Raw genomic sequence first — 26,845 nt, forward strand, 5'->3', positions numbered from 1 at the left:
AACCTCAGCCCCAGCCTGCTCATTCCCACGATGGTCAGTCCGACACCACTCAGTCCCAGAAACCGAGATGCGGCGCCGTCGCTTCCTCACGGAGCGCGGGCCCGACAACGGTAGTGGCCCTCTGTCCTGCGGCGAAGACCGTGCGGCAGGGCAGGCTCATCGTCGGGTTCTCAGGGTTCGAACCGGTGATCGCCAGCAGGTCGCGCTCGCCCAGCGCGTAGACGACGCGGCCGACGCCGGCCCAGTAGATCGCGCCGGAGCACATCGCGCAGGGTTCACAACTCGTGTAGAGCGTGAAGTCGCGTAGTTCGGTGGGTGTGTAGCGGTGCGATGCCATCCGGATGAGCGCCGTCTCCGCATGCGCCGTGCAATCGACGTCGGTGGTGACCGAGTTCTCGGCCTGCAGCACGACGGTGCCGTCGGCATCCGTCAGCACCGCCCCGAACGGATGGTTGCCGTGAGCGACCGCGCTGCCGGCAAGGGCGATCGCGTCTCGCAACCGCGCCAGGTCGCGTTCAGTCGGCTGCGCCGAGGAATCAGACAAGCGCTGCGCCGGTCTCGACCGGGTGTCCCTCGGCCTGCCAGGCCGAGATTCCGCCGGCGACGTTGATCGCATCGAAGCCCTGCTGCTCGAGGTAAGCCGTGACCTGGGCGCTGCGGCCCCCGGCGTGGCAGAGCACATACAGTGTGTCTTCACGCGGAACCTCGGCCAAGCGGTTGACAAACTCGCTCATCGGAATGTGCGTCGAGCCGGCCAGGTGCGCCTCGGCATACTCGCCGTCTTCGCGCACATCGAGCACGACTGCGGTGCTCCCGAGTGCCGCAAGTTCCGAAGCTGTGATTTCCTGCATGGTCATGCCCTTTCTCCAAGCTGCTGAGGGATGCCGGTCGTCACTGCGCGACAACGACAGCGAACCGGTCCCCACGTCTGATGCTAGCTGGCCGGGCTTCGAGTGGGCTTGCAGTTCCGCGATGACTCAGGCGAGCCCGACGGATAGGCTGAAGACTCACTCTTGGAGGAAACATCATGGCACTCACCAGCGAAGCAACGACGGTCTGGAACGGACCGCTTGCGACAGGTTCCGGAAACGTCACACTCGATTCGTCGCACGCCGCCGAATTCCCCGTCAATTGGAAGGCGCGCTCTGAAGGCGCCCCGAACACGACCAACCCAGAGGAACTCCTCGGCGCGGCCCACTCCGCCTGCTTCTCAATGGCGCTGTCCCTCGCTCTCGCTGAGGCGGGCCACACGCCCGAATCCATCCAGACCACCGCTGCGGTCACTTTCCAGCCCGGCGTCGGCGTCGTCGGCAGTCACCTGCTGGTGAACGCCCGTGTTCCCGGCCTGACTGCCGAAGAGTTCGAGGTCATCGCCGAAGACGCCAAGGTCAACTGCCCGATTTCGAAGGCCCTGACCGGCATCCCGATCACCCTCGAAGCAGAACTCGCCTAACCGACTCACCCCAGCGGAGACCGACATGCGAATTCTCGTCAGCGGTTCCTCCGGCCTGATCGGCACCGCGTTCTCCCGGGCGGCCACAGCAGCCGGACACACCGTGTTCCGGCTCGTTCGTCGGCCGCCCGGCGCGCGCAATGAGATTTCTTGGAATCCCCCGGATCTCTTCATCGAGCAGACCGCGCTCGACGGCTTCGACGCCGTCGTGAATTTCGCGGGGGCGTCGTTGGCCCGCCTGCCCTGGACACCCAGGTATCGCACCGAGGTTCTGCGCTCCCGCGTTCAAGCCACGCGCACCCTGACCGACGCGATGCACCGGGCCGCGCGGCCTCCTCGCCTGTTGCTGAACGCCTCGGCCACCGGAATCTACGGCGATCGCCCCGGTGAGATTCTGACCGAGGACGCCGAGCCGGCCGACGACTTTCTGGCCGGCGTCGTCGCCACTTGGGAAGCCGAAGCGCACCGCGCCCCCGAGTCGACGCGGGTGGTCACCTTTCGCACCGGTCTCGTGCTCGCCCGGCATGGCGCCCTGGCGCCGCTGATCCCGGTGACCCGCCTCGGGCTTGCCGGCCCGCTCGGTCGTGGCACTCAGGTGTGGCCGTGGATCAGTCTCCTCGACGAGGCAGCGGCCCTGGTTCATCTGCTCAGTTCAGACCTGTCCGGACCGGTCAACCTCACCGCTCCACACCCCGCCAGCGCCAACGACGTGATGCGCGCCCTGGCGCACGCGCTGCACCGGCCGTTCCTCCTGCCCGTGCCCGAGAAAGTGCTCACCCTCGCACTCCAGGATGCAGCGCGGCAGCTGCTCCTAGCCGATCAGCAGGTCAGCAGCCAGAAACTGCAGGACGATGGTTTTCAGTTCACCCACCGCACGCCGACAGCGGCGATCGACTGGATGCTGCGTCAGAGCTAGTCGAGCGTTGCGAAAGCGATCAGGCGGTCGTGTGCTCCGCACGTTCGAGCGTGATTGCCGTGCGGATCGCCCGGCGTGCCCGACGGCGGTCCCCCGACGCGTCATAGGCGAGTCCCAGCCGGAACCAGGCCTGCCAGCTTTCCGGTGCCGCGTCTACCTCGGCCTGGTAGCGCGGGAACTCGGCATCCGCCGCGTCACGCACCGGTCGCCCGCTCGCCCGCACCGGCAGATGCTCCATCGGCAGTGCGCCCTGCTCCTCGAGCAATTTCACGAGGCGTTCCGACCGCGTGCCGAACTGAATTTCACGCACCAGCGCCCAGATCCCGATCAGCGGGAGCACGAGAAGTGCGATGCCGATCACGATGCCGACGCTGTCACCGCTGCCCAGGAACAGCACCGCTCGCCAGCCGATGACCACGATGTAGAAAACAAGAAGTGCCGCCATCACGAGGGCGGCGATCCGGCCCTTCACGCGGAGATCTCCGAAGACTCGGGAGCCGGCACGCCGGTCGCCGGCACGGGAGCTGTCTCGTCCGCCCGGCCCAGCCCGAGGTCGAGCAGCGCATCGAGCCCGACGGTCACCCCGCGCACCGACCGGGTTGCCGCCAGGGCGATCAGGATCCCGCGCTCATACGACGCGGCCGAGAGCGTGTTGTGGCTGATCGTGAGGGTTTCACCGGTTCCGCCGAGCAAGACTTCCTGGCGGGCGAGCAGCCCATCCATCCGGATGCTGTGCACCGGAACGCTGGCGATCTGCTGGCCGCGCGCGCGCTGATCGGTGTGCGGCGCCGAGACCGGCCCGAGCGCCGCTCGTGCGCGCCCGATCAGCTCGGCGGTGCGCACCGCGGTGCCAGAAGGCGAATCGACCTTGCCGGCGTGGTGGGCTTCGACGATCTCGATGGAGTCGAAGAACCGGGCCGCCTGAGCGGCGAATCCGCTGGCAAGCACGGAGCCGATTGAGAAGTTGGGAATGATGATGACGCCGGTCTCGTCGTTGCCGTCGATGCGGCTGGCGAGCGCAGTGATGCGGTCTTCCGACCAACCGGATGTCCCGACCAAGACCCGCAGGCCGTTGGCGGTGGCAAAGTCGACGACATCCTGGCTGACGCCCGGAACCGTGAGGTCGACCGCCACATCCGCACCGAGCATGTCGGAGAGCGGGCTGCGGGAGTTCAACTGGGCGACGAGTTCGTAGCCCTCGGCATCCTCAACGAGTTGGCAGACCAGGCGGCCCATTTTTCCTGTCGCGCCGATGACGGCAACCCGTGTAGTCATGGGTCTAATCTACCGTTCGCCTAGAACATCAGCGGGTCAGGCAACCCCGTGCGCAACTCAACCGGCAGGTGGCCGAGGTCGTTGTGGGTGACCAGCGTCCACGGGCGACCGGGCTTCTGCTGCAACACCGTGAGACCACAATTGGCTTGGTTGATGCTGATCCAGCGCCAATCGGGCGCGCCCAGAACCTCGCGCACAAACCAGGCGATCACAAAATTGTGGGTGATCAGCAGGTCGTGACGCTCGCCGGGTCGTGCCTGCAAGAACTCGGCAGTCGCATCCTCCATCTGAGCCCGGCCTGCCTCGATCTCCGCCTCGGTGACCGCGCCGAAGAACGGCGCGTAGGCCGACGGCATTTCCGGCGCTTTACCGGAGGGGATGCAGTCGAACAGCAGCGGGGACGGCTCAGAGACCAGCGACGGCAACCGTTCGGCGATGATCTCAGCCGTTGCGGCAGCTCGCTGCAGCGGTGAATGCCAGGCTCCGGTGAACGGAACCCCGCCGAGACGCTCAGCGATCAAATGTGCTTGACGACGCCCCCGCGCCGAGAGTGGGCCATCAGGAAGACCGTGCTCTGCATCCTGTTGCTCGCCGTGGCGCACCAAGTAGATGTAGTGGGTCATCGTTGTCCATTTCGTTGTACCGCTTGTCTTGCTGGCAGGCGGTGCACGAGCGTGCACTGCCGAGGAGGAAGAAGCGCCGGAGTCACCCAAGGCGGGGCGCCGGCCGGCGGCTAAGGTCGAACGCCCGCGGGAATGATCGAGTCGAACGTGTTGTCGTCGAGCGCACCGACGGCGGCGACCGAAATCGGGCCGGACACGAGCTCGGCGGCGAGGCTCTGCACGTCATCGGCGGTCACCCGGTCGAGGCGACGCAATGCCTCATCAAGGTCGGCGAACTCGCCGAGGGTGATCTCTGAGCGGCCGAGGCGCGACATCCGAGTGTCTGAATCTTCGAGCGCCAGGGCGGATGCGCCGGCCAGCTGACCTGCTGCGCGCTTCATCTCGTTGGCGGTGACACCGTGTTCGGCGAGACGGTGAAGCTCGCTCATCAGGATGTCGGCGACCTGGCCGGCCTTGGCCGGAGTGCAGCCCGCATACATGCCGAACAGTCCGGCGTCGGAATAACCGGGGGCGAAGGAATACACCGAGTAGGCCAGACCGCGCTTCTCGCGCACTTCCTGGAACAATCGCGACGACATGCCGCCGCCGAAGATCGAGTTGAGCACGCTCATCGTGACTCGACGGTTGTCAGAGGCGACCAGGCCGGGCATGCCGATCAGCATGTTCGCCTGTTCCAGCGGACGCCGGACGATGGTGACGGGGTCGCCCTGGCTGATGACAGCCGCATGATCGGTGCGTCGACCGACCGGTGTCGCGGCGACGTCGAGGTCCCAGCCGGCACGCAGGAGCCCGGCGGTGACCAGGGTGACCAGCAGATCGTGGTCGACGGCACCGGCAACGGTGACGACGAGGTCTTGCGGCCGATAGTTCGCGAGATAGTGCTCGTGAACGGCGTCGCGGGTGGCCGCGAGAATAGTTTCGGGGCTGCCGCCGATCGGGCGACCGAGCGGGTGCTTACCGAGCACGGCTTCGAAGAAGCGCTCGTTGGCGACATCCGCCGGGTCGTCGTCGGCCATGGCCAGCTCTTCGAGGATGACACCGCGTTCGTTCTCGAACTCAACAGGGTCGAGCAGCGAAGAGGTGAGCATGTCGGTGAGCACCTCGACCGCCATGCTGAGGTCGCGATCTTGCACCTTGGCGTAGTAGCAGGTGTACTCCTTGGCGGTCATCGCATTGTGCTCGCCGCCGACCGAGTCGAAAGCCACTGCGATGTCGAGCGCTGAACGCTCGCGTGTTCCCTTGAAGAGAAGGTGCTCAAGAAAGTGAGTCGAGCCGAAGTGGCCTGGCGTCTCATCGCGTGAGCCGACGGCAACCCAGAGGCCGATCGTCAGGCTGCGGCTGCCCGGAACCTGCTCGCTCAAGATGCGAACGCCGCTTGTCAATACACTCCGTCGAACGCGCGAATCACCTGCCGCCTGAAAAGAGAGTTCGGGCAGGTCTAGGGGAAATTCAACTGCACCGTTCATGTCCCCACAACCTTACGACACCACTCCGATATGCGGGCCGCCACACCGGTAATGCCCCCCTAGACTGGTCTGTCTCCAACTGTGCTACTGTCTGGATGTTGAACGCCGACGACCACCCCAAAACGTCGGTTTTYGCGTGGGTTTCACTGGTCTCCTGCACAGCGAGGCTCGACCGTCGCAGTCGACGGTTTCTACGAATCCGGGTGCCCTAGCACTCGCAGAACACCGCTGGGAAGCAATTCCCGCAAAGGAGTCGGACCGGATGGCCGAGTTGACCGATTTGGCCGTCCGACCGACGACTCACGCCAAGGTGCGCATCCTCGCCACCGCCGACGAGCTGTTCTACAGCGAGGGCATACACACCGTCGGTGTCGACCGCATCATCGGTGAGTCCCGCGTGACGAAGGCGACCTTCTACAAGTACTTCCGTTCGAAAGACGGCCTGATCGTCGCGTACATCGAGGGCCGCGACAAGCGTGCCCGCGAGCAGCTGAACGCGGTCGCCGAACGTCACGAATCACCGGCTCGCCGCCTTCACGACATCGCGTACACGCTGGCCGCCGAGGTGCGCACCGATAGTTTTCACGGCTGCCCGTTCATCAACGCCGCGGCGCAGTTCGCCGATCCGATGCACCCGGTGCGACAAGCGGTGAGCATTCACCGTGAGTGGTACATCTCGAGCATCGAGGACCTGTTTCGGGGAATGGGACACCCGCGTCCCGGCGATGCGGCCGACGACTTCTTCCTCGCCAGGGACGGCGCATTCTCCGGCGCCAACCTCGGCGACCCGATCGCGGCGCAGGCCGCCCTGATGCGCGCCGTTCAGCGAGTGATCGAGGAAGCGGCCGCCGAGGCGGCTCAGGCCGGCTAGGCCCCAGACGGCAGTCCCGGCGTCGGGCAGTCAGGGAGACCGGGCGGCTCGGGCAGCTCTAGGTTCAGGGCAGGTCGCTCAGTTTCTCCGAAGCTCGATCGAGCTCGTGCATTTCGCTGCGGAACAACCGGATCTCCGCCGCGGCCATGATCGCATCCAGCTGTTCCGGCCGGCTGACGCTGGCAACCGGCGCGAACATCCCCTTGGCCGACAACCAGGCCAGGGCGATCGTGGTCGAAGCGACCCCGCGTGCTTCGGCGACCCGGCGCAGCGCAGCAAGCGCCCGCAGCGAAGACCGGTTGAGGTACGGCGCGATCAGGTGTCCGCGCACGTCGCCAGAGACATCCGCCTTGGCATGATATTTGCCGGTGAGAAAGCCGTGGGCCAGAGCGAAATAGGGCATCACCGCGAGACCTTGCGCGCGGGTGACCACCGACAGGTTTGACTCGAAATCGACCCGGTGCACCAGGTTGTAGTGGGTCTGCAGGGCGACGAACCGGGGCAATCCGTTTGCCGCGAGCACCCGAGCCTCCATCAGCCTTTCCGCGCTGTAATTGGATGCCGCGAGGTTCTTCACCAACCCGGCGCGCATGAGTGCGTCAATCGCGCCGAGGCTCTCTTCGAGGGGCACTTTCTTGTCGTCAAGGTGCAGGTAGAGCAGGTCGATGGAGTCGGTGCCGAGCCGTTCCAGTGAGGCATGCACCGCGCCGATGATGTTGTCGGGGCTGAGACCGGGAAAGTCACGGTTGCGCCCGATCTTCGTGGCGACGACTGTCGTGTCTCTGGTTCGCCTGCTCCGCATCCAGGCTCCGAGCAACACCTCGCTGCGCCCTGACGCGTAGCTGTCAGCGGTGTCGAGAAAGTTGCCCCCGAGGTCACGGTGACGGTCGAGGATGCGCATGCTGGTGTCGCCGTCGGCGGTCCAGCCGAACACGCTGCAGCCCAGCGCGAACGGGTACACGGAGAGTTCCGTGTCGGGCAACCGCCGCCGGAACGCCGGAACGGAGGTTGCTCCGGATTCGGTTGTCACGATCGGTCCGGTGTGCTGAACCTCGATCGGCTCCGAGCGCGTCTGAAGCTTCACATCGACGGGGCCGACATGTGGTGCGGGGATCGTGCTGGGCGGAGTCGTTTTGGGTACCGAGGTTGCGGCCGGACTGTGAGAGGAAACAGCGGATTCAGAACGCTGGGTTCTGATGCCGGCGGTGATGGTGTCAACCAAGCGGCCCATCCGCTCCCCTCCCTCTCAAACCTGACAGTAGACCCGGCCTCCGACGTTGCTGTGAATGACGCGTAAACCGTTACCGAATATTCATCGCCAGCTAACTCCTCGGCAAATCTTCGGTCAACGTGCAGACAAAAACTGCACCGGAGAGTTAATCTGGTGCAATGTCTGAATCCGCGCTGTACGACATCCCCCTCACCCTCATCGACGGTACGGAAACCACGTTCGGCCAATTCGCCGGAAAAACGGTTCTCGTGGTCAACGTGGCGTCGAAGTGCGGATTCACTCCGCAGTATGCGGGCTTGGAATCGCTGTACACGAAGTTCGCCGACGATGGCCTCGTGGTTCTCGGGCTCCCCTGCAACCAGTTCATGGGTCAAGAGCCCGGAACTGAAGAAGACATCGCTGAGTTCTGCGACCTCAACTATGGGGTGACGTTTCCGTTGACCGCGAAGGTCGATGTGCGCGGCAAGCACCAGCATCCGCTCTATGCCGAACTGACGCAGTTCAAGAACGGCATGCTCCCCGGGCTGATCAAGTGGAACTTCGAGAAGTTTCTGATCAATTCCAAGGGCGAAGTGATCGACCGTTTTGGTTCGGCCGTCGAACCGGAATCCGACGCCATCGTCAGCGCGGTCGAGTCGGCACTCGCGGACGAACGCGCCGCGTAACGACTTACGCCGCTTCGCGACTTACGCGGCCTCGCTCCTCACGCCGCCTCCGAGCTCAGTCGCCCGGAAGCGGAATCCCTGCCCGCTGCAACACCGCTTCAGCGTGCCGCAGAAGCGGTGCATCGACCATCTGCGCATGGTGTTGAAAGACCCCTGGTTGGGATTGCGCTACGCGGAGGATGTCGGTGGCCGCGGTGATCTGCGCCTCGGTCGGCCGGTAGCCGCCCCGGATCGGCTCAACCTGACTCGGGTGGATGCAGGCCGTGGCGCCAAACCCGCTCGCTGCGGCATCCTCCGCCTCACGAGCGACGCCGGCGAGATCGGCGATGTCGAGGTGCACCGTGTCGATTGCCACTTTGCCGTGCGCCCCCGCGGCCAGCAGAACCTGGGATCTGGCGTGCCGGGCCACATCGCGGTAGGAACCATCGGGTCGACGGCTTGAGGTTCCGCCGAGCGAGGCGATGAGGTCTTCGGCGCCCCACATCAGCGCCACAACGGTGTCGACGGCGGCGATCTCAGCGGCGGCAATCACACCGGCCGCGCTCTCGCACAGGGCAATGATCTGAAAGCCGCGCTGCGCGGCAAGGGCGGCTGCGCTCTCGGCCTTCGGCACCATGATCGTTCGGTAGCCGGTCGATTGCAGCGCCAACAGGTCGAGCTCATGATCAGGCGTTCCGAGTGCGTTCACCCGCACAATCGTGCGCGCCGGATCCTGCGGATGCGCGATCAACGCCTCCCGCGCGGCCGTGCGGTTCGCCGGAGCGACCGCGTCTTCAAGGTCGATGATGACCGCATCGGCCCGTTCCACCGCGCGCCCGTAGCGGTCTGGCCGGTCGGCCGGACAGAACAACAATGCCGGGCCCAGCGCGAACGGTGCGGGCACCAAGCCGTTCGACGGCGAGCCGCTCGGCTCCCGGCCGTTCGACGGCGAGCCGATCACTCCGACACCGGCCGCTCGGCGGCATCCAGACACCAGACCAGCGTCGTACGCCGAGCCGTGGCAACGACCTCGCCGTGCTGGTTGCGTGCCGTGTGCTCCAGGGTGACGATTCCCTGGCCGGGACGCGAGGCCGACAAGCGCTTGTCGGTCACGATCGACTCCGAGTAGAGCGTGTCCCCGTGATACAGCGGATGTGGGAAGGTCACCTCGGAGAAACCGAGGTTCGCGACGATCGTGCCCTGGGTCAGCTGCGCGACCGAGCTGCCGACCAGGGTCGACAGGGTGAACATCGAGTTCACCAAGCGCTCTCCGAACGGCTGGGTCGCCGCCCACGCCGCGTCGAGGTGCAACGACTGGGTGTTCATGGTCAGGGTCGTGAAGAGAACGTTGTCCGCCTCGGTCACGGTACGGCCCGGGCGGTGCAGGTAACGCACCGACAGATCGAATTCCTCAAAATAGAGCCCGCGCTGCACCAGGTCGGTTCGTGCATCGCTCATCCGGTCGTTGTCGTTCATGTGCCGGCTCCATTCGTTGACTGCACGGCGTCATCGATGTGCAGGTCGGCGCCGGTGGCCGCAATCACCTCATCGAGACTGACGCCCGGGGCCAGTTCCCGAAGCACGAACCCGTCGGGCGTGACGTCGATCACCGCCAGATCGGTGATGATCCGGTCGACGCAGCCGCGCCCGGTCAAGGGAAGTGAGCACCGCTTCACCAGCTTCGGGTTCCCGGCGCGGTCGGTGTGCTCCATCATCACGATGAGTCGGCGCGCTCCGAACACGAGATCCATCGCGCCGCCCATCCCTTTGACCATCTTGCCTGGAATCATCCAATTGGCCAGGTCGCCGTTCTCGGCCACCTCCATGGCCCCGAGCACTGCCACGTCAACGTGGCCGCCGCGCACCATGCCGAAGGATGTCGCCGAGTCGAAGAACGCCGCACCCTGGTTCACCGTCACGGTTTCCTTGCCTGCATTGATCAGGTCAGGATCGAGTTGGGCCTCGGTCGGGTAGGGTCCGACCCCCAATATGCCGTTCTCGGAATGCAGAACCACCTCGATGTCGGCGGAAATGTAGTTCGGAATGAGTGTCGGCATTCCGATGCCGAGATTGACATATTGGCCGTTTTCGAGCTCCGCGGCCACTCGGGCGGCGAGTTCGGTGCGGGTGAGACTCATGCCCGTGCCTCCGGTTCGGTGAGGGTGCGTCGTTCGATCCGCTTCTCGACCGGCCCGACCACGACGACGCGTTGCACGTAGATTCCCGGTGTGTGAATCTGTTCGGGGTCGAGATCCCCCGGCTCGACCAGCTCTTCGACCTGGGCGATGGTGATGCGCCCGGCCATCGCGGCGAGCGGGTTGAAGTTGGCGGCTGCCGCGTGAAAGACCAGGTTGCCGTAGCGGTCACCTTTCTGAGCGTGCACCAGGGCGAAATCGGGGGTGACCGAGCGTTCGAGCACGTAGTCGCGATCATCGAACCGGCGCACCTCCTTGGCCTCGGAGGCCACAGCGACGCTGCCATCGGCGTTGTAGCGTTGCGGCAGTCCCCCCTCGCTCACCTGCGTTCCGACTCCGGCCGGCGTGTAGAAGGCGGGGATCCCTGCCCCTCCGGCGCGCAGTTTCTCGGCCAGGGTGCCCTGCGGAGTCAGTTCGACTTCGAGTTCACCGGCTAGGAACTGCCGCGCGAACTCTTTGTTCTCGCCGACGTAGGAGCTGACCGTGCGCCGAATCCGGTGGTCGGCAAGCAGGATGCCGAGTCCCCAATCGTCGACGCCGCAATTGTTGCTGATCGTCTCAAGTTCGCGTGTGCCACGGTCGTGCAGCGCTTGGATCAGTGCCGTGGGAATTCCGCAGAGCCCGAACCCGCCGACCGCGAGCGACGCGCCATCCGGAATATCGGCGACGGCCAGTGCCGCGCTGCCGACCACTTTGTCGATCATGATCTGTTCCCTTCGCTGGTCGAACCTGTCGGACCCCGCAACCTCACAATGTGTCGAAGCCGAGTTCGCGCGAGATGATCATCAGCTGCACTTCAGTCGTACCCTCGCCGATCTCGAGAATCTTTGAGTCGCGGTAGTGCCGGGCGACCGGGTTCTCATTCATGAATCCATAGCCGCCGAAAATCTGCGTTGCATCACGAGCGTTGTCCATGGCGGCTTCGCTCCCGATCAGTTTGGCAAGACTTGCCTCCATCTTGAAAGGGCGACCGGCGACGAGTTTGCGCGCTGCGTCGTAGTAGGCGAGCCGGGCGGCATGCACGCGAGCCTGCATCCGGGCAATCTTGAATGCGATGTGCTGGTTCGATCCGATGTTGCGCCCGAAGACATTGCGGCTGTTGGCGTACCTGATTGACTCCTCAAGGCAGCCCTGTGCGGCCCCCGTGCAGAGGGCGGCGAAGGCGACACGGCCCTCGTCGAGCGTCTGAATGAAGTTGGCGAAGCCCCGTCCGCGCTCGCCCAGCAGATTCGCCTCTGGGACCCGCACGTCGGTGAGGGTGAGCGGATGCGTGTCGGAGGTGTGCCAGCCGACCTTGTCGTAGCTCGGTTCGACCACGAAGCCCGGGGTGCGGCTCGGCACCAGAATCGCGGTGAGCTCTTTCTTGATCGAGCCGTCTGCCCGCGTCGATTCGCCGGTGACCGCGGTGATCGTCACGAGTTTGGTGATCTCGGTCCCCGAGTTGGTGATGAATTGTTTGGTGCCGTTGATCACCCACTCGCCGTTCACGAGTTCTGCGGTCGTTTTCGTTCCGGCGGCGTCCGAGCCTGCGTCAGCCTCGGTCAGGCCGAATCCGGCCAGTGCCTGCCCGCGCGCCAGCATCGGCAGCCACTCCTGCTTCTGGGCTTCGGTGCCGCTTCGAAAGATCGGCATCGCACCGAGTCCAACGCCGGCTTCCAAGGTGACGCCGATGCTCTGGTCGACCCGGCCGAGTTGTTCGACGGCCAAGCAGAGCGAGAAGTAGTCCTTGCCCTGTCCGCCGTATTCGACCGGGAATGGCAGCCCGAACAGGCCCATCTCCCCCATCGTCTTGATGATGTCGTAGGGAAGTTCGCGCTTCGTGTCGTACTCGTAGGCGGCGGGCGCGACGACGGTGTCGGCGAACTCCTTCACCTCGTTGCTCAGCCGGCGTTCGGCGTCGCTCAGGTCGGAGTAGCCAGAGGTCGATGTGGTGGTCTGGTTCAGGGTGCTGCTCTGTTGCGCGTTCATGCTTTACCTTCCGAATCTGCCGGGCCGGGTGAGCCCTCGTGCGCGGCCGGGTCTGGCCGCCTGATTGTGGCCACGATCTGGCCAAGACTGACAAGATCTCCGACGGAGACCGCCACCGTGGCGAGACCGTCGAGCGCTGCGGTGAGACGGTGCTCCATTTTCATCGCCTCAACCACGAGCAGTGTGTCCCCCGTCACAACGGAAGATCCGTCGGCGACGTTCACCGAAATCACGGTCCCCGGCATGGGCGAGCGCACCGCCGGGTCGACGATCCCGGCCGACGGCGCCGCCGCCGCGAGCCGGGCGGCGAGCTGATCCTGCCGGCTCAATTCGACAAGTCGAAAAGTAGCGCCGGCCGAGCCGAGCCACACGTCGGTGCCGTTTCTCACGATGTCAAACGTCTCGATCTGTCCGTCGAGCTCGACGCTGTACGAGTGCGTTCGTCCCGGCACCGGCGCGATGCGGGCCGCGAGCGTCGCGCGGTCACCGATCGTGACGAGGGACGCATCCGGAGTGCCCAGAACCTGAATCGTCACCGGTTCCGCCGTGCCCGCCTGCAGCGTGTACGGGGTCGGCCGGTGCGGCCCGACGCGCCAGCCTGTGGGCGAGGCCCACAGCGGATTGGCCGTTGTGCGTGCGTTCGAGAGGCCCGGGTTCGCGGGTCGCACCGCCCCGTGGTCCCGCAGATAGAGTGCGGCGGCGACCATCACGTGGTCGTCGACGGTTCGAAAGGCGAGGCGCGGAAGCGTGCGCTCGATGAGTTCGGTGTCGAGTCGGCCGTCCCGCACTTCGGGGGTCTCCAGCAGCAGCCGGAGGTATTCGATGTTCGTCGGCACACCGAGCAGCACGGTCTCGGCAAGTGCCACGTCGAGCCGGCTGCGCGCTTGCTCCCTGTCTGCTCCCCAGGCGATCACTTTGGCGAGCATCGGGTCATAGTCGGCGCCGAGCACGAGGCCGGGGGCCAGCGAGCTGTCGACACGAATGCCGTCGCCGCGGGCCTCCACCAGGGTCAGCACACTGCCGGTCGCCGGCAGAAAACCGGCGGCCGGGCTCTCGGCGTAGACGCGCGCCTCGATCGCGTGCCCGGTGGGATGAACGTCATCCTGGCTGAGGGCGAGCTGCTCCCCGGCCGCAATGCGCACCTGCCATTCGACGAGGTCGAGTCCGGTGATCAGTTCGGTGACCGGATGCTCCACCTGCAGCCGGGTGTTCATCTCCATGAAGTAGAACGCGTCGGGTTCGGCATCGGAGACGAGAAATTCGACGGTGCCCGCCCCTCGGTAGTCGACGCTGCGCGCCGCGGCGCAGGCGGCGGCGCCGATGCGTTGCCGCGTCGGCTCGTCGAGCAGCGGCGATGGCGCTTCTTCGATCACCTTCTGGTGGCGCCGTTGCAGCGAGCATTCGCGTTCACCGAGGTGAATGACATTGCCATGGTTGTCGGCGAGCACCTGCACTTCGATGTGGCGTGGGCTCGGGATCAGTCGCTCGAGAAAAAGAGTGTCGTCACCGAAGGCGCGTGCGGCGACGCGGCGTGCGGCATCGAGGGCGGCAGCCAGCTCCTCGGCCGAGTCGACGACATACATGCCCTTGCCGCCACCGCCGGCCGACGGCTTGATCAGCAACGGATATCCGACGCTCGCCGCTGCAGCGGTGAGTTGTGCGTTGTCGAGTCCGGGCTCCGCGATGCCCGGAGTTGTGGGCACTCCACTTTCGGCGACGTGATTTTTCGCGCGGATCTTGTCACCCATTACCCGCAGGGCGTGAACGCTCGGGCCGATGAAGGTGAGGCCGGCATCGGCTGTCGCCAGCGCGAACTCTTCGTTCTCGCTCAGAAAGCCATAGCCCGGATGAATCGCCTGAGCGCCGGTCTCGGCGGCAGCCCCCAGGATCGCTGCGATGTTGAGGTAGCTCGCCCGCGGCTCGGCCGGGCCGATACGCACGGCGATATCGGCGAGAGCGACATGCCGCGCATTCCGGTCGGCATCGCTGAACACCGCGACCGAGCGGATGCCGAGACGGCGGAGCGTCGTGATGACGCGGCAGGCGATCTCGCCCCGGTTGGCCACGAGCACGGTGGTGAACAACGCGGTGTCGGCGGTCTGCTGGATCATGAGCGGCATCACATCCGGAAGAGACCGAAGGCGGTCTCGGGAAGAGGTGTTCGTGAACAGACGTCAAGAGCGAGCCCGAGCACCGTGCGGGTGTCGGCCGGGTCGATGATGCCGTCGTCCCAGAGGCGTGCTGTGGAGTAGTAGGGGCTGCCTTGCACCTCATACTGCTGGGTGATCGGCGCCGTGAACTCCGCCTCGTCGGCGGCCGACCACTGGTCGCCGCGGCCTTCGATCTGGTCGCGTTTCACCGTGGCGAGCACCGACGACGCCTGGGTTCCGCCCATCACCGAGATGCGGCTGGCCGGCCACATCCAGAGAAAACGGGGCGAGTATGCCCTGCCGCACATGGAGTAGTTTCCGGCGCCGAATGAGCCGCCGATCACGACGGTGAGTTTCGGCACGCGGGCGGTGGCGACGGCGGTGACCATTTTCGCGCCGTTCTTGGCGATGCCGCCGGCTTCGGCATCGCGACCGACCATGAATCCTGAGATGTTCTGCAAGAAGAGCAGCGGCACTCCGCGCTGGTCGCAGAGCTCGATGAAGTGCGCGCCTTTCTCGGCCGACTCGGAGAACAGCACGCCGTTGTTGGCGATGATGCCGACCGGATGCCCGTGCAGATGAGCGAACCCGGTGACCAGCGTGGTGCCGTACTCACGCTTGAATTCGTGGAATTCGCTGCCGTCGACAAGGCGGGCGATCACCTCGTGCACGTCGTAGTGGCCGTGCACATCGGTCGGCACCGCCCCGTAAAGCTCGCTTTCTGCGACCGCCGGGTCGACGCTGTCGCGCACCTCCCAGACCCGGGCGGCCGGGGCCGGCAGGGTCGCGACGATGTCGCGGACAATCTGCAACGCGTGGCTGTCGTTCTCAGCGAGGTGATCGGTGACTCCCGAAGTGCGGGAGTGCAGTTCTCCTCCTCCCAGTTCTTCAGCCGAGACGATCTCGCCGATCGCCGCCTTCACGAGGGGCGGGCCACCGAGAAAGATCGTGCCTTGGCCGCGCACGATGACCGTCTCATCGCTCATCGCCGGCACATAGGCCCCGCCGGCAGTGCAGGATCCCATCACCGAGGCGATCTGCGCGATCTTTGCAGCGGACATCCGTGCCTGGTTGAAGAAGATGCGCCCGAAGTGGTCGCGGTCAGGAAAGACCTCGTCTTGCATCGGAAGGAAGGCGCCGCCCGAGTCGACCAAGTAGATGCATGGCAGCCGGTTTTCGAGCGCGATCTCTTGCGCGCGCAGATGCTTTTTGACGGTCATCGGGTAGTAGGTGCCGCCCTTGACCGTCGCGTCGTTCGAGATCACGAGCACCTGGCGACCGTGCACGAGGCCGATTCCGGCGATCAGTCCGGCGCCGGGGCTGTCGTCGTTGTAGAGCCCGAAAGCGGCGAGCGGCGCGATTTCGAGAAATGGGCTGCCCGGGTCGAGCAGTTCGTCAATGCGTTCGCGGGGAAGCAGTTTTCCGCGAGCCTGGTGCCGCTGGCGTGACGCTTCGGGCCCGCCAAGGGCGGCGACTGCCAGCCGACTGCGCAACGTCGTGACGAGAGCGCGCTGGGCCGCGTCGTTCTCGGCGAATGCCGGCCCGGTGGTGTCGAGCTGTGAAGTCAGTGTCTGCATTGACGGCTTCCGGTTGGTCGGGGAATCACGTACTGTGAGAGTATTCAGTTAATGATGACTAACTGAATTTCAGCGTAGCCATCCTTGCCCTGGATGTCTAGAGGTCCACTCCCGAAAGGTCGACACCGTGTCCGATCCTGTGTCAGATCCCCTGTCCGTCGCTCCGGCGATCGCTGGAACGCCGACCCTCCGCAGCCAGGCGAAGGCCGATCGGCGTGCTGCCCTGCTCGACGCTGCGGCCACGCTGTTCGCCCGGTCGGGCTTCAACGGTGTCGCCATGGAAGACTTGGGCTCGGCGGTCGGCGTGAGCGGGCCGGCGGTCTACCGGCACTTCAGCGGCAAACAAGATGTGCTCTCCGCATTGCTCGTCGGAGTCAGTGAGGGTCTGGCGTCAGGCGGCCAGGCTGTTGTCGACGCCGCAGACGACGATAAGGCGGCGCTGCGAGCCTTGGTGCACTTTCACGTGGATTTTGCACTCACTCACCCCGACGTCATCCGGGTGCAAGATCGCGATCTCGATACCCTGGCCGAGCCGGGCCGACACCGGGTGCGCGCACTGCAGCGCCGCTATGTCGAGTTGTGGGTGGCCGTGCTCCTTCGGCTCAACCCCCAGGTTTCGCCTCAGCTCGTGCGGGTGCGAGCTCAGGCGACATTCGGCCTGATCAACTCCACCCCGCACAGCGTGCCAACCGTGTCGATCGCGCTCGTGCGGCCACTCCTGGAAGAAATGGCTTGGGCGGCGCTGAACCCCTCCCCCGCACCGCACCGCTAGAAGTCGTCGACCTCGCCGCGTAGCCACGTGATGTACCGGGCCAGTGAACGGCGCACCACGTCACGAGCATCGGATTCGATGACCTGCCCGAACGAACCGTAGGCGCGATCGTAAGGCAGCGGCTCCAGCCGATCGAGAATCTGACCCACTGCGCCTTCGGGCAGCGGCAGCAGATTCGGATATGACCGCATCGCACTCACCGTGCGCCCATCGGGCCCGATGAAGACGGTGTCGCCGGTGAAGATCACTCCCCGGCCTTCCGCCCCGTCGGCCCAGTGCAACACGCTGCTTCCCGCAAAGTGGCCGCCGCATTGCACCAGACGGATGCCCGGCAACGGGTTCGCTTCGCCGCTCCAGTGCACGATGGCCGGGTCCGGTCGGCGGGTCCAGGCCCGGTCGGCGGCCGCGACATAAATCGGGGCGCCGCCGAACGCCTGGCTCCAGCTGACCATCGCGCCCATCAGGTGTGGATGACTCCCGGTGACGGCGGCGATCCCGCCCAGGTCGCGCACCAGGCGCACGCCGGCCTCGCTAATGAATCCCGGTGGCTCCCAGAGCAGGTTTCCCTCACTCGTCTGCACGAGCAGCGCGTGCTGGCCGATTCCCACCCGCGGCGTGACGGTCACCCGGCGAAGCCCCGGTTCGACCAGTTCCTCCCGCAGCACGCTGCCACTCGACTCGAGGCGCTCAGACGTCGTCCAGGTTTGCCCCGTCGGCGGCACAAATTGACGTTCTTCACTGCAGATCTCGCAAGCCGGCGGCGGTGCGGCGGTGTCGGCATGTTCGAGACCGCAGGCCAGGCAAATCCAGAGTGCCATGCCCACGCCGCCCTAATTGTCAGTCGTGCAGACGCACATCTCGTTGCCCTCGGCATCCGCCAGCACCCACCACTCCGGGGCATGCTCGTCGGTGAGCAGCACTCCTCCGGCTTCGATCACGGCATTCACCCGCGCCCTGGCGTGTGCGGTCGGCACGTACACATCGAGGTGGATGCGATTGCGTTGCGTGCGCGCGATCTCCATGTGCTGAAACCATACCCGCGGTCCTTGGCCACGCGGGTCGACAAGTTCGGTCCCGTCTTCGCCGACGACTTCACGGTAGTCCAGGCCGACCTTCCAGAACTGGATGATGGAATCCACGTCGGTGCAGTCGATCGCAACGTCGTACCGGGTCGGGTCGAGTCTCCGGGCGGTCGCCCCCGTGGCATCCGCGAGCTCTTGGATGCGCAGCGCCAACCGCACGTCGCGTTCGGTCACCCCGCCGACGTCGTGGGAGCTCAAGTGGAAGGTCACGGTCCCCCAGCCGAAGACCACGTCCGGATGATGATCCGATTCCTCGGCCACCACCCCGACTGCGTTGACCAAGGCCAGCGCCGACGCGAAATCCTTGGTGCGATAGTTGGCGTGGAGCCCGCCATCGAGGTGCATGAACGCGGTTCCTCTAAGAAGGGGCGCCGTGTCGGTCTGACTGAGATAGATGGGGGCGTTCATAGCCTCACTCTGCTCTGCCGCGCAGGCACGGTCAACCCTGCGTTCGCTCTCGGAACCCCGTTCTCGGCCGGCGTCAGACCATGGTCAGCACGATGCCGGGGTTTGCGAGAATTGCACCGACGTCACTCAGAAAACGGGCGCCCTGCTCGCCGTCGACGAGCCGATGGTCGAACGACAGGGCAAGGGTCATCACCTGCCGCAGCGCGATCTCGCCGCGATGCTCCCAGGGCTGGCGCCGGATGGCGCCCATCGCGAGAATCGCTGCCTCCCCCGGATTCAGAATCGGTGTGCCCGCATCCACGCCGAAGACACCGATGTTGGTGATGGTGATGGTTCCGCCGCGAAGGTCGGCGGGGGCCGTGGACCCCGCTCGTGCTGCCTCGGCAAGTGCAGCGAGCTCGTCGGCAAGTTGCGGCAGGGTGAGTCGATCGGCGTCGGAGATGACGGGCACGACGAGACCACGCGGCGTGGCAACGGCGATGCCGAGATTCACGTAGTGGAACTGCACGATCTCGCCTGCCGCCTCCTCCCAGCGTGTGTTCACCGCGGGCTGGCGACTGACCGCGAGACAGAGGGCCTTGGCGACAACAGCGAGGATTCCGAGGCGAGGCTGCGAATCCGTCCTCCGTTTGTTGAGGGTCTCGAGAAGTTCCATGCTCGGCGTCACGTCGACAGTGAGAAACTCGGTGACGTGCGGCGCGGTGAATGCGCTCTGCACCATCGCCGCAGCCGTAAGCTTGCGCAGGCTCCGAATGTGAGTGCGGGTCTCCCGTTCTCGCGCTCCCTCGTTCGGCTCCGCGGATGCGTCGGGCAGAATCCGCAGAGCGCCTCCCGCTGTGCCACGCTCGCTCGCCGCCTGCGCCTGCACGTCATCGCGGGTGATCAGGCCGTCGGGGCCGGTCCCGCTCACGGCGTGCAGGTCTACGCCGAGTTCCCGGGCAAGGGCGCGCACGGGTGGAGTGGAGCGGGGGCGACCGGTGGGACGAGCCGGTTGTCGAGCCTGCAGAGACACGACCACCGGAGCCTGCTCGACCGCCGACAGCTTTCGCGGTTTTCGCACCGGGCGACCGGCCCGGTCGGCAACGGCGCCGTAGCCGACGAGCACCGCGGTGCGTTCTTCTCCGGCAGTCGCCGCTGAATCAGCTGCGGCCGGTGCGGTCTCGGTCGGCCCACCCTCGCCGGCACCCCCCTCATCTGCGACCTCGAACGACAGCAACGGATCCCCGACCTGCATCACCACGCCCGCCTGCTGGTGAAGCGCGGTCACGGTTCCGGCGAACGGCGACGGAAGCTCAACGACGGCCTTCGCCGTCTCGATGTCGGCAATGTGCTGATTCAGGGCGACGACATCCCCCGGGGCCACGTACCAGGCCACAACCTCCGACTCGGTCAACCCCTCACCGAGGTCGGGCAACGCGAACACTGTGATCATGAGCGGCGTCCCATCGCGCGGTCGATCCCGTCGAGCATCCGGTCGAGGTCGGGCAGGTGATGGTTTTCAAGTTTCGCCACCGGATAGGGCACGTCGAACCCGGTCACCCGCACCGGCGCGGCCTCCAGAAACTCGAAGCAGCGTTCGGTGATCGTGGCGACGATCTCGCCGCCCAACCCGCCGGAACGAATCGCCTCATGGGTGATCACCAGACGACCGGTCTTCCTGACGGACGCCTCGATCGTCGGGTAGTCGACCGGGGCGAGCGAACGCAGGTCAATCACCTCCACCGAGACTCCGTCGTCGGCCGCGGCGAGAGCCGCATCCCGAGCCGTCGTCACGAGCCCCCCGTAGGTGACAAGGGTGACATCGCTGCCCTCGGTGACCAGCGTCGCGCTTTCCATCGGCGTGCCGAGCACCTCCTCCACCTCCCCCTTGACGTGATAGCGCCGCTTGGGCTCGAAGTAGAGCACTGGGTCGTCAGAGGCGATGGCCTGTCGCAGCAGGGCGTAGGCATCTTGCGGGTTCGACACCGCGATCACCCGCAGTCCGGCCGTGTGCGCGAAGTAGGCCTCCGGCGATTCGGAGTGGTGCTCGACCGAGCCGATTCCACCGCCGAACGGCACCCGAATCGTGATGGGCATCCGCACCTGGCCGTTGGTGCGGTAATGCATCTTGGCGACCTGGGCGACGATCTGGTCGAAACTCGGATAGATGAAGCCGTCGAACTGAATCTCACAGACCGGTCGGTAGCCGCGATACGCCAACCCGACCGCGGTGCCGATAATGCCGGACTCCGCAAGCGGGGTGTCGATCACCCGTCGATGGCCGAACTCGGCGAGCAACCCGTCGGTCACCCGAAAGACGCCACCGAGCAGGCCGATGTCTTCGCCGAGCAAGACGACCTTGTCGTCATCCTGCAGCGCCTGACGGAGTCCTGAGTTGATCGCTTTCGCCAGGGTCATCGTGGTCATGAGCGTTCTCCTGATTCGGATGCCACATCAAAGCTGTCGAGGTAGGCCGCGTAGTCGTCGCGTTGGCGTTGCAGCGTGGCGTGTGGCGTTGCATAAACGTTGTCGAACAGCGCGAGCGGTTCCGGATCCGGCATCGCCACACATCCGGCTCGGAGCTCTGCGGCCACCCGATCGGCTGTGGCCGCCACCTGCTGCTCAAACTCGGGGGTGAAGGCACCGGCCGCCTCGAGCATCCGTCGCAGTCGCAGGATCGGGTCGCGTTCCGCCCACTCAGCCAGCTCGACCGCGTCACGATAGCGCGTCGGGTCATCGGCGGTGGTGTGCGGACCCATCCGGTAGGTGACGGCCTCAATGAAGGTCGGACCGCCGCCCCTGCGCGCCCGATCGAGCGCGATGCGGGTCGCCGCCATGACCGCCAGCACGTCGTTGCCGTCGACGCGCAGGCTCGGGATCCCGAACCCCGGCGCACGGTCGGCGAGATGCCTCACCGTCTGCACGCCGACCGGTTCGGAGATCGCCCAGTGGTTGTTCTGGCAGAAGAAGATGACCGGAGCGTTGAAGCTGGCCGCGAAGACCATCGCCTCGTTGACGTCGCCTTCGCTCGTCGCCCCATCGCCGAAGTAGGCAACGGTCACCGAGTCGACGCCGTCGAATGTGCAGCCCAGGGCATAACCCGTTGCATGGAGTGTCTGGGCGCCGATGATGATCGCCGGAGTGGCCATCCCAATCTCAAACGGGTTCCAGCCCGATTGAGTGTTTCCGCGCCACACCCGCAGAATGTCGGTCAGCCCTACGCCGCGGCAGTACGCGACCCCGTTCTCACGGTAGCTCGAGAAGACGAAATCGTCGCTGCGCAGGGCGCGGGCCGATCCGATCTGGGCCGCTTCCTGACCGAGGAGCGGAGCCCAGAGGCCTAACTGTCCTTGGCGCTGCAGGGCAGTGGCTTCGGTGTCGATGCGACGCACCGCCACCATATCTTCGTAGAATCCGGCCAACTCGGGAGCGCCGATGTCGGCGACCCAGGCGTCGAGTTCCGCGTCGGGGCTGCGCACTCCCTCCGGTGTGAGCAGCTGTCGGAATTCTGAGTCCGTGGGCCCCGATCCCGAGGCATCCGCTGGATCCGTGGTGTTCGCCACATACGTGGCATTCACTGAATTCGGGTCAATCGTGAGATTCGTGTCGATCATGGGTCGCTCCCCGCGTCATTGCCGAGATAAGAGATGTGCCGAGATAAGAGATGTGCCGAGATAAAAGATGTGCCGAGATAAAAGATGTGCCGAGATAGTGGATTGCTGAAGTTAAAGCGAGCGTACGTCGATGCGACAGAGAGCACAATCGATCGCCATCTGTGTGAGCAATATGCTCTGTTTTGTGTGAGATCAGGGTGCTATTCTCGGCATCATGTACACCGTTGACGCCACCGACTCGCAACTGCTGCGGGCTCTCATCCACGACCCGCGCAGCACCTTCGTCGCCCTGGCCGCTCGACTCGGCTTGTCGCGCAACACGGTACAGGCCCGCATGACCCGACTTGAGGAATCCAACGCGTTCGTCTCGTTCGATCGCTGCATCAACCCGGTCGCCCTGGGATATCCGCTCACCGCGTTTATCGAAGTGCACGTGCAGCAGAAGCGTCTCGCTCAAATCGTTGACGAACTCGCCCAGATTCCCGAAATCGTGCAGGCGCACGGAATGAGCGGGCAGACCGACTTGCTGGTGCGGGTCGTCTGCACGGATGCCGACGATCTGTTTCGCATCGACGGCACAATTCTGGCCGTCGACGGCGTGGAGCGTACCGCGACCTCACTGGCGATGGGCGAGCTGATCCCCTATCGCGTCACACCACTCCTCGAGCGGGTGACCGAGTCCACTTCTCGGTGAACCTGCCAGCCGGCCCCGCCGACCTTGAGACTTGCGGTCAAGTTTGCGTGTTATGCCGGACAAACTCGACCGGAACGCACAAGCTCGGCGAGGGAGGTCCGGACGGACTCGACCACCGAGGTTAAAGCGAAAGGGCCCGTCTGCCGAAGCAGAACGGGCCCTCCGTCTCACCGGCAGCCTGGCGAGAGGCGAACCGGGAGATCTTTCTGACTAGCCTTCGGCCGGAGCCTCAGCGTGCTCAGCGGTGGCGCCACGACCTTCCGTGTCACCGCCCTCTTCGAGCACCGGGGCGAGCGACAGCTTGYCACGGTCATCAATCTTGGTGATCTCAACGAGAACCTTCTGGCCGACGCCGAGCACGTCTTCGACGTTCTCAACGCGCTTGCCACCGGCGAGCTTGCGCACCTCAGAGATGTGCAGCAGGCCGTCCTTGCCCGGGAGCAGCGAGACGAAGGCGCCGAAAGCGGCGATCTTCACGACAGTTCCGAGGAACTGCTCGCCAACCTCAGGGTTGGTCGGGTTCGCGATGGCGTTGACCTGCGCACGCGCAGCCTCAGCCGACGGTCCGTCGACGGCGCCGATGTACACGGTGCCGTCTTCTTCGATCGAGATGTCGGCGCCGGTCTCGTCCTGAATGGCGTTGATCGTCTTGCCCTTCGGGCCGATCAGCTCGCCAATCTTGTCGACGGGGATCTGCACGCTGATCACGCGGGGCGCGGTCGGTGCCATCTCGTCGGGCTGGTCGATTGCAGCGTTCAGCACGGCGAGGATCGTCGTGCGGGCATCCTTCGCCTGGTTCAGCGCGCCGGCCAGGACCGAGGCGGGGATGCCGTCGAGCTTGGTGTCGAGCTGAATCGCGGTGACGAATTCGCTGGTGCCGGCAACCTTGAAGTCCATGTCGCCGAGTGCGTCTTCGGCACCGAGGATGTCGGTCAGAGCCGCGTAGCGGGTCTTGCCGTCAACGGTGTCGGAGATGAGGCCCATGGCGATTCCGGCGACGGGCGCCTTCAGCGGCACACCGGCGTTCAGCAGGGCGAGGGTCGAAGCACACACGGAACCCATCGAGGTCGAGCCGTTGGAGCTGAGAGCCTCAGACACCTGACGGATCGCGTAGGGGAACTCCTCGCGCGTCGGCAGCACGGGAACCAGGGCACGCTCAGCGAGCGCTCCGTGGCCGATCTCGCGACGCTTCGGCGTTCCCACACGGCCGGTTTCACCGGTCGAGTAGGGCGGGAAGTTGTAGTTGTGCATGTAGCGCTTCTTGGTGACCGGGTTCAGCGAGTCGATCGTCTGCTCAAGCTTGAGCATGTTCAGCGTGGTGACACCCAGGATCTGGGTCTCGCCGCGCTGGAAGATCGCGGAGCCGTGAACGCGCGGGATGACCGCAACCTCGGCGTCGAGCGGGCGGATGTCGGCCAGGCCGCGTCCGTCCATACGAATGCCTTCGTTGAGCACGCGGGTGCGCACAACCTTCTTGGTGACCGACTTGTACGCGGCACCAACCTGGTTCAGGGCGGAAGCGGGAAGCGTTCCGGCCTCGACCTGAGCAGCGATGGCGTCCTTGACGCGCGCCTTGAGTGCGTCGTCAGCATCCTGACGCTCGACCTTGGCGGCGATCTGGTAGATGCCGGCGAGCTCAGCCTCGGCAAGAGCTGCGACAGCGTCGTAGGTCTCCTGCTCGTAGGGCGGGAAGAGCTTGTACTCGGCGGTCGGCTTGGCTGCTGTAGCCGCAACCTTCTGCTGAGCCTCGATGAGCTGCTTGATGAAGGGCTTCGATGCTTCGATTCCCTGCGCGATGACCTCTTCGTTCGGCTTGACAGCGCCGGCCTGAATCAGGTTCCACGCGTTGTCGGTCGCTTCAGCTTCGATCATCATGATCGCGACGTCGTTACCGTCGTCGATCAGGCGACCTGCAACGACCATGCTGAACACGGCGTCGGCAAGCTGCGAGTGCTTCGGGAAGGCAACCCACTGGCCGGAGCCGTTCTCATCGGGCATGAGAGCGACGCGAACGCCACCGATCGGGCCGGAGAAGGGCAGGCCGGCGAGCTGCGTCGACATGGATGCAGCGTTGATCGCGAGCACGTCGTACAGCTCGTCGGGCGCGATGGCCAGAACGGTGACGACAACCTGGATCTCGTTGCGGAGACCGTCGACGAACGACGGGCGCAGCGGCCGGTCGATCAAACGGCAGGTGAGGATGGCTTCGGTCGAGGGACGGCCCTCGCGACGGAAGAAGCTGCCCGGGATGCGACCCGCGGCGTACATACGCTCTTCAACGTCGATGGTCAGCGGGAAGAAGTCGAAGTTGTCCTTCGGCTGCTTGCTCGCACTGGTGGCGGAGAGAAGCATGGTCTCTTCGTCGATGTAAGCGGCGGCAGAACCCTGCGCCTGCTGAGCGAGACGCCCAGTTTCGAAACGGATGGTGCGCTTGCCGTACTTGCCGTTATCGATAACGGTTTCGGCGAACGTGATTTCTGGACCTTCCAAGAGGTCTATCTCCTTTGTTTAGACTCGTTTGCCCGTATGGCGCGCGAGTGGAACAACGAAGCGAGGAACAGGCAGAAACTCAGCCGCCGAGCGCATGATCGCGCCCGGCATTCGTGCTGGCCACCAGTAGAAATTCACCAACCGGCGATCGTGTGAGAATCGACTGCGTGTTGGGAAACCACCACCGAGGACCAGCTTCCTGCCAGCCTGCTCCGTACAGTGTTGAGTTACACCGTGCTCGGTCAATCCGCAGACTGACCTCGGGCAGTCTAACATCACGGCCCTTCGAAACACTGGTAGCCCCTGCTTCGCACGTGCTCGTGCTCCGAAGCGTAGATTGACGCGAGAAGCCAGATTCCTGACAGATCGAAGGGAAAAACAATGCCCAAATACGTTCTTCTTTACACCTCCCCGGTCAGTGCGGAGGAGCAAATGCAGATGTCGGACGACGATGTGAAGGCCGAACTGGATGCCTGGATGGCGTGGTCGGCCCGGCTCGGACCGGCGCTGATTGACTTCGGCGTCCCCCTGGGCAATGGCAAAGCTGTCACAAGCAGCGGCGCCACCGCGACATCCAGCGAAGTGAACGGCTATTCGATCATCGAAGCCGACAACGTCGAAACTGCTGTCGCACTCACCGACGGTCACCCGCACCTGCGGCAGGGAACGATCGAGGTCCTCGAGACGATGCCGGTTCCGGGGATGTGACGCGCCTCCGGGCCAGTCAATCACACGCAGACACCACGGATGCCCGCTCCCTCGTCGAGGAGGCGGGCATCCGTCTTGTCGGCGGGTAACCGGCTGGCTGCTCAGCTGGCCTGAAAACCACCGGTCGAATTAAACGACGGGTCGAGTGCGAACGGGTCGCGCACCAGACTCGACCGGTCGGAGAGCAGCATGAGCGCCGCCAGCTCGCCGGCCGCCCGGTCGATGCGGTTCGGCAGCGTCTTCACCGTGTCGGCGCCGCTCCCCCAGTCTTCCGACGCGGCGAAGACCGAGGTCGGCGCAACGACAGAGTGCAGATAGGTGAACATCGGGCGAATCGCATAGTCGAGCGCCAGCGAGTGCCGCGCGGTGCCGGCCGTCGCCCCGATCAGCACGGGCATGTCGGTGAGCGAGGTGTTGTCGAGAACGTCGAAGAAGGTCTTGAACAGTCCGCTGTAGCTGGTGGTGAAGATGGGCGTGACGGCAATCAGGCCGTCGGCGCCGGTGACCGATTCGATCACGGCGTCGAGTCGCGGGCTCGGAAACCCGGTCAGCATGTTGTTCATCACGTCGGTGGCCACATCGCGGAGTTCGACGGTGACGATCTTCACCTCGATGCCGTCTTCGGCCAGCCGGGCCGCGGTTGCGGCAGCCAGCTTGTCGGCCAGCATCCGTGTCGAGGACGGCTGGCTGAGGCCGGCCGAGACGACGGCGAGTGTGCGTGTCGTCATC

Annotated in this window: 28 protein-coding genes; 7 read left to right on the forward strand and 21 right to left on the reverse strand. The window is 65.2% G+C overall.

Annotated elements, in window-relative coordinates:
- Window positions 1-49 precede the first annotated feature (49 nt).
- A complete protein-coding gene (locus AB4Y63_RS10985) occupies window positions 50-544 on the reverse strand; it encodes a nucleoside deaminase (protein WP_441791081.1) in 495 nt (164 codons plus the stop codon).
- The gene (locus AB4Y63_RS10990) at window positions 537-857 is read right to left on the reverse strand and encodes a rhodanese-like domain-containing protein (RefSeq protein WP_441791082.1); all 321 of its coding nucleotides are present in this window, start codon (window positions 855-857) and stop codon (window positions 537-539) included. The genes AB4Y63_RS10985 and AB4Y63_RS10990 overlap by 8 nt, the downstream gene beginning before the upstream one ends.
- Window positions 858-1,027: 170 nt before the next feature.
- On the opposite strand from AB4Y63_RS10990, the gene AB4Y63_RS10995 reads away from it, so the two are divergent.
- Together AB4Y63_RS10995 and AB4Y63_RS11000 are read left to right on the forward strand one after the other, a co-directional pair.
- A complete protein-coding gene (locus AB4Y63_RS10995) occupies window positions 1,028-1,453 on the forward strand; it encodes an OsmC family protein (RefSeq protein WP_441791083.1) in 426 nt (141 codons plus the stop codon).
- A gap of 25 nt (window positions 1,454-1,478) precedes the next feature.
- The gene (locus tag AB4Y63_RS11000; protein WP_441791084.1) at window positions 1,479-2,369 is read left to right on the forward strand and encodes a TIGR01777 family oxidoreductase; all 891 of its coding nucleotides are present in this window, start codon (window positions 1,479-1,481) and stop codon (window positions 2,367-2,369) included.
- 19 nt (window positions 2,370-2,388) lie between these two features.
- On the opposite strand, the gene AB4Y63_RS11005 is transcribed toward AB4Y63_RS11000, so the two are convergent.
- From AB4Y63_RS11005 to AB4Y63_RS11020, 4 genes are all read right to left on the reverse strand, one after another.
- Window positions 2,389-2,841 (reverse strand): hypothetical protein, encoded by a 453-nt coding sequence (locus AB4Y63_RS11005; protein ID WP_441791085.1) that lies wholly within the window; start codon window positions 2,839-2,841, stop codon window positions 2,389-2,391.
- Entirely contained in the window at window positions 2,838-3,644 is an 807-nt protein-coding gene (gene dapB / locus AB4Y63_RS11010) for a 4-hydroxy-tetrahydrodipicolinate reductase (protein ID WP_441791086.1), read from the reverse strand. The genes AB4Y63_RS11005 and dapB overlap by 4 nt, the downstream gene beginning before the upstream one ends.
- A gap of 20 nt (window positions 3,645-3,664) precedes the next feature.
- The gene (locus tag AB4Y63_RS11015; protein WP_441791087.1) at window positions 3,665-4,267 is read right to left on the reverse strand and encodes a histidine phosphatase family protein; all 603 of its coding nucleotides are present in this window, start codon (window positions 4,265-4,267) and stop codon (window positions 3,665-3,667) included.
- A gap of 110 nt (window positions 4,268-4,377) precedes the next feature.
- Window positions 4,378-5,733, reverse strand: coding sequence for a M16 family metallopeptidase (locus AB4Y63_RS11020; protein WP_441791088.1), 1,356 nt, complete (start codon window positions 5,731-5,733; stop codon window positions 4,378-4,380).
- A 262-nt stretch (window positions 5,734-5,995) separates the two neighbouring features.
- Between AB4Y63_RS11020 and AB4Y63_RS11025 the strand changes: the two genes are divergently transcribed.
- Window positions 5,996-6,604 carry a TetR/AcrR family transcriptional regulator gene (locus AB4Y63_RS11025; RefSeq protein WP_441791089.1) on the forward strand — a complete coding sequence of 203 codons (609 nt, stop codon included), beginning with the start codon at window positions 5,996-5,998 and terminating at the stop codon, window positions 6,602-6,604.
- Window positions 6,605-6,668: 64 nt separating this feature from the next.
- Here AB4Y63_RS11025 and AB4Y63_RS11030 read toward each other — a convergent pair whose 3' ends face one another.
- Entirely contained in the window at window positions 6,669-7,835 is a 1,167-nt protein-coding gene (locus AB4Y63_RS11030; RefSeq protein ID WP_441791090.1) for an aldo/keto reductase, read from the reverse strand.
- A gap of 158 nt (window positions 7,836-7,993) precedes the next feature.
- Between AB4Y63_RS11030 and AB4Y63_RS11035 the strand changes: the two genes are divergently transcribed.
- The gene (locus AB4Y63_RS11035; protein WP_441791091.1) at window positions 7,994-8,500 is read left to right on the forward strand and encodes a glutathione peroxidase; all 507 of its coding nucleotides are present in this window, start codon (window positions 7,994-7,996) and stop codon (window positions 8,498-8,500) included.
- A gap of 55 nt (window positions 8,501-8,555) precedes the next feature.
- Here AB4Y63_RS11035 and AB4Y63_RS11040 read toward each other — a convergent pair whose 3' ends face one another.
- Genes AB4Y63_RS11040 through AB4Y63_RS11070 form a run of 7 tightly spaced genes read right to left on the reverse strand, consistent with a single transcriptional unit; the run spans window position 8,556 to window position 16,369 of the window.
- A complete protein-coding gene (locus tag AB4Y63_RS11040; protein WP_441791451.1) occupies window positions 8,556-9,386 on the reverse strand; it encodes an HpcH/HpaI aldolase/citrate lyase family protein in 831 nt (276 codons plus the stop codon).
- A gap of 50 nt (window positions 9,387-9,436) precedes the next feature.
- Entirely contained in the window at window positions 9,437-9,955 is a 519-nt protein-coding gene (locus tag AB4Y63_RS11045; protein ID WP_441791092.1) for a MaoC family dehydratase, read from the reverse strand.
- On the reverse strand, window positions 9,952-10,617 hold the full coding sequence (locus tag AB4Y63_RS11050) for a CoA transferase subunit B (RefSeq protein WP_441791093.1): 666 nt from the start codon (window positions 10,615-10,617) through the stop codon (window positions 9,952-9,954). Before AB4Y63_RS11050 ends, AB4Y63_RS11045 begins: the two co-directional genes overlap by 4 nt.
- On the reverse strand, window positions 10,614-11,378 hold the full coding sequence (locus AB4Y63_RS11055; protein WP_441791094.1) for a CoA transferase subunit A: 765 nt from the start codon (window positions 11,376-11,378) through the stop codon (window positions 10,614-10,616). The genes AB4Y63_RS11050 and AB4Y63_RS11055 overlap by 4 nt, the downstream gene beginning before the upstream one ends.
- A gap of 43 nt (window positions 11,379-11,421) precedes the next feature.
- Complete coding sequence (locus tag AB4Y63_RS11060) at window positions 11,422-12,642, reverse strand: acyl-CoA dehydrogenase family protein (RefSeq protein WP_441791095.1); 1,221 nt, start codon at window positions 12,640-12,642, stop codon at window positions 11,422-11,424.
- Entirely contained in the window at window positions 12,639-14,753 is a 2,115-nt protein-coding gene (locus tag AB4Y63_RS11065) for an ATP-binding protein (RefSeq protein ID WP_441791096.1), read from the reverse strand. The genes AB4Y63_RS11060 and AB4Y63_RS11065 overlap by 4 nt, the downstream gene beginning before the upstream one ends.
- An 8-nt stretch (window positions 14,754-14,761) precedes the next feature.
- Window positions 14,762-16,369: a carboxyl transferase domain-containing protein gene (locus AB4Y63_RS11070; protein ID WP_441791097.1), complete on the reverse strand. Its 1,608-nt coding sequence runs from the start codon at window positions 16,367-16,369 to the stop codon at window positions 14,762-14,764.
- Window positions 16,370-16,496: 127 nt separating this feature from the next.
- Here AB4Y63_RS11070 and AB4Y63_RS11075 point away from each other — a divergent pair, with 127 nt between their 5' ends.
- Window positions 16,497-17,141, forward strand: coding sequence for a TetR/AcrR family transcriptional regulator (locus tag AB4Y63_RS11075; RefSeq protein ID WP_441791098.1), 645 nt, complete (start codon window positions 16,497-16,499; stop codon window positions 17,139-17,141).
- On the opposite strand, the gene AB4Y63_RS11080 is transcribed toward AB4Y63_RS11075, so the two are convergent.
- From AB4Y63_RS11080 to pdhA, 5 genes are all read right to left on the reverse strand, one after another.
- Window positions 17,138-17,959 carry an MBL fold metallo-hydrolase gene (locus tag AB4Y63_RS11080; RefSeq protein ID WP_441791099.1) on the reverse strand — a complete coding sequence of 274 codons (822 nt, stop codon included), beginning with the start codon at window positions 17,957-17,959 and terminating at the stop codon, window positions 17,138-17,140. The genes AB4Y63_RS11075 and AB4Y63_RS11080 overlap by 4 nt on opposite strands.
- 12 nt (window positions 17,960-17,971) lie before the next feature.
- Window positions 17,972-18,631 carry a VOC family protein gene (locus AB4Y63_RS11085; RefSeq protein ID WP_441791100.1) on the reverse strand — a complete coding sequence of 220 codons (660 nt, stop codon included), beginning with the start codon at window positions 18,629-18,631 and terminating at the stop codon, window positions 17,972-17,974.
- Window positions 18,632-18,704: 73 nt separating this feature from the next.
- On the reverse strand, window positions 18,705-20,063 hold the full coding sequence (locus tag AB4Y63_RS11090) for a dihydrolipoamide acetyltransferase family protein (protein ID WP_441791101.1): 1,359 nt from the start codon (window positions 20,061-20,063) through the stop codon (window positions 18,705-18,707).
- Entirely contained in the window at window positions 20,060-21,037 is a 978-nt protein-coding gene (locus AB4Y63_RS11095; protein ID WP_441791102.1) for an alpha-ketoacid dehydrogenase subunit beta, read from the reverse strand. Before AB4Y63_RS11095 ends, AB4Y63_RS11090 begins: the two co-directional genes overlap by 4 nt.
- Window positions 21,034-22,224 carry a pyruvate dehydrogenase (acetyl-transferring) E1 component subunit alpha gene (gene pdhA / locus AB4Y63_RS11100; RefSeq protein WP_441791103.1) on the reverse strand — a complete coding sequence of 397 codons (1,191 nt, stop codon included), beginning with the start codon at window positions 22,222-22,224 and terminating at the stop codon, window positions 21,034-21,036. The genes AB4Y63_RS11095 and pdhA overlap by 4 nt, the downstream gene beginning before the upstream one ends.
- 214 nt (window positions 22,225-22,438) lie before the next feature.
- Between pdhA and AB4Y63_RS11105 the strand changes: the two genes are divergently transcribed.
- Entirely contained in the window at window positions 22,439-22,918 is a 480-nt protein-coding gene (locus AB4Y63_RS11105; RefSeq protein ID WP_441791104.1) for an Lrp/AsnC family transcriptional regulator, read from the forward strand.
- 210 nt (window positions 22,919-23,128) lie between these two features.
- On the opposite strand, the gene AB4Y63_RS11110 is transcribed toward AB4Y63_RS11105, so the two are convergent.
- Complete coding sequence (locus AB4Y63_RS11110) at window positions 23,129-25,408, reverse strand: polyribonucleotide nucleotidyltransferase (protein ID WP_441791105.1); 2,280 nt, start codon at window positions 25,406-25,408, stop codon at window positions 23,129-23,131.
- 381 nt (window positions 25,409-25,789) lie between these two features.
- Between AB4Y63_RS11110 and AB4Y63_RS11115 the strand changes: the two genes are divergently transcribed.
- A complete protein-coding gene (locus AB4Y63_RS11115) occupies window positions 25,790-26,116 on the forward strand; it encodes a YciI family protein (RefSeq protein WP_441791106.1) in 327 nt (108 codons plus the stop codon).
- Window positions 26,117-26,217: 101 nt separating this feature from the next.
- On the opposite strand, the gene AB4Y63_RS11120 is transcribed toward AB4Y63_RS11115, so the two are convergent.
- The gene (locus AB4Y63_RS11120; RefSeq protein WP_441791107.1) at window positions 26,218-26,844 is read right to left on the reverse strand and encodes an FMN reductase; all 627 of its coding nucleotides are present in this window, start codon (window positions 26,842-26,844) and stop codon (window positions 26,218-26,220) included.
- Window position 26,845: the final 1 nt, after the last annotated feature.

Source organism: Leifsonia sp. YAF41 (assembly GCF_052113185.1).
In the GTDB taxonomy this organism is placed as follows: domain Bacteria; phylum Actinomycetota; class Actinomycetes; order Actinomycetales; family Microbacteriaceae; genus Cryobacterium.

What these genes read in the sequence shown, in the direction of transcription:
- AB4Y63_RS11080 (WP_441791099.1), bottom strand. Translation starts at nt 17,959, where the DNA reads ATGGCACTCTGGATTTGCCTGGCCTGCGGTCTCGAACATGCCGACACC.
- AB4Y63_RS11060 (WP_441791095.1), bottom strand. Translation starts at nt 12,642, where the DNA reads ATGAACGCGCAACAGAGCAGCACCCTGAACCAGACCACCACATCGACC.
- AB4Y63_RS11090 (WP_441791101.1), bottom strand. Translation starts at nt 20,063, where the DNA reads ATGATCACAGTGTTCGCGTTGCCCGACCTCGGTGAGGGGTTGACCGAG.
- AB4Y63_RS11085 (WP_441791100.1), bottom strand. Translation starts at nt 18,631, where the DNA reads ATGAACGCCCCCATCTATCTCAGTCAGACCGACACGGCGCCCCTTCTT.
- AB4Y63_RS11065 (WP_441791096.1), bottom strand. Translation starts at nt 14,753, where the DNA reads ATGATCCAGCAGACCGCCGACACCGCGTTGTTCACCACCGTGCTCGTG.
- AB4Y63_RS11055 (WP_441791094.1), bottom strand. Translation starts at nt 11,378, where the DNA reads ATGATCGACAAAGTGGTCGGCAGCGCGGCACTGGCCGTCGCCGATATT.
- AB4Y63_RS11095 (WP_441791102.1), bottom strand. Translation starts at nt 21,037, where the DNA reads ATGACCACGATGACCCTGGCGAAAGCGATCAACTCAGGACTCCGTCAG.
- AB4Y63_RS11115 (WP_441791106.1), top strand. Translation starts at nt 25,790, where the DNA reads ATGCCCAAATACGTTCTTCTTTACACCTCCCCGGTCAGTGCGGAGGAG.
- AB4Y63_RS11070 (WP_441791097.1), bottom strand. Translation starts at nt 16,369, where the DNA reads ATGCAGACACTGACTTCACAGCTCGACACCACCGGGCCGGCATTCGCC.
- AB4Y63_RS11030 (WP_441791090.1), bottom strand. Translation starts at nt 7,835, where the DNA reads ATGGGCCGCTTGGTTGACACCATCACCGCCGGCATCAGAACCCAGCGT.
- AB4Y63_RS11000 (WP_441791084.1), top strand. Translation starts at nt 1,479, where the DNA reads ATGCGAATTCTCGTCAGCGGTTCCTCCGGCCTGATCGGCACCGCGTTC.
- AB4Y63_RS10995 (WP_441791083.1), top strand. Translation starts at nt 1,028, where the DNA reads ATGGCACTCACCAGCGAAGCAACGACGGTCTGGAACGGACCGCTTGCG.
- AB4Y63_RS11120 (WP_441791107.1), bottom strand. Translation starts at nt 26,844, where the DNA reads ATGACGACACGCACACTCGCCGTCGTCTCGGCCGGCCTCAGCCAGCCG.
- dapB (WP_441791086.1), bottom strand. Translation starts at nt 3,644, where the DNA reads ATGACTACACGGGTTGCCGTCATCGGCGCGACAGGAAAAATGGGCCGC.
- AB4Y63_RS11105 (WP_441791104.1), top strand. Translation starts at nt 22,439, where the DNA reads ATGTACACCGTTGACGCCACCGACTCGCAACTGCTGCGGGCTCTCATC.
- AB4Y63_RS11015 (WP_441791087.1), bottom strand. Translation starts at nt 4,267, where the DNA reads ATGACCCACTACATCTACTTGGTGCGCCACGGCGAGCAACAGGATGCA.
- AB4Y63_RS11025 (WP_441791089.1), top strand. Translation starts at nt 5,996, where the DNA reads ATGGCCGAGTTGACCGATTTGGCCGTCCGACCGACGACTCACGCCAAG.
- AB4Y63_RS11045 (WP_441791092.1), bottom strand. Translation starts at nt 9,955, where the DNA reads ATGAACGACAACGACCGGATGAGCGATGCACGAACCGACCTGGTGCAG.
- AB4Y63_RS10990 (WP_441791082.1), bottom strand. Translation starts at nt 857, where the DNA reads ATGACCATGCAGGAAATCACAGCTTCGGAACTTGCGGCACTCGGGAGC.
- AB4Y63_RS11050 (WP_441791093.1), bottom strand. Translation starts at nt 10,617, where the DNA reads ATGAGTCTCACCCGCACCGAACTCGCCGCCCGAGTGGCCGCGGAGCTC.
- AB4Y63_RS11020 (WP_441791088.1), bottom strand. Translation starts at nt 5,733, where the DNA reads ATGAACGGTGCAGTTGAATTTCCCCTAGACCTGCCCGAACTCTCTTTT.
- AB4Y63_RS11035 (WP_441791091.1), top strand. Translation starts at nt 7,994, where the DNA reads ATGTCTGAATCCGCGCTGTACGACATCCCCCTCACCCTCATCGACGGT.
- pdhA (WP_441791103.1), bottom strand. Translation starts at nt 22,224, where the DNA reads ATGATCGACACGAATCTCACGATTGACCCGAATTCAGTGAATGCCACG.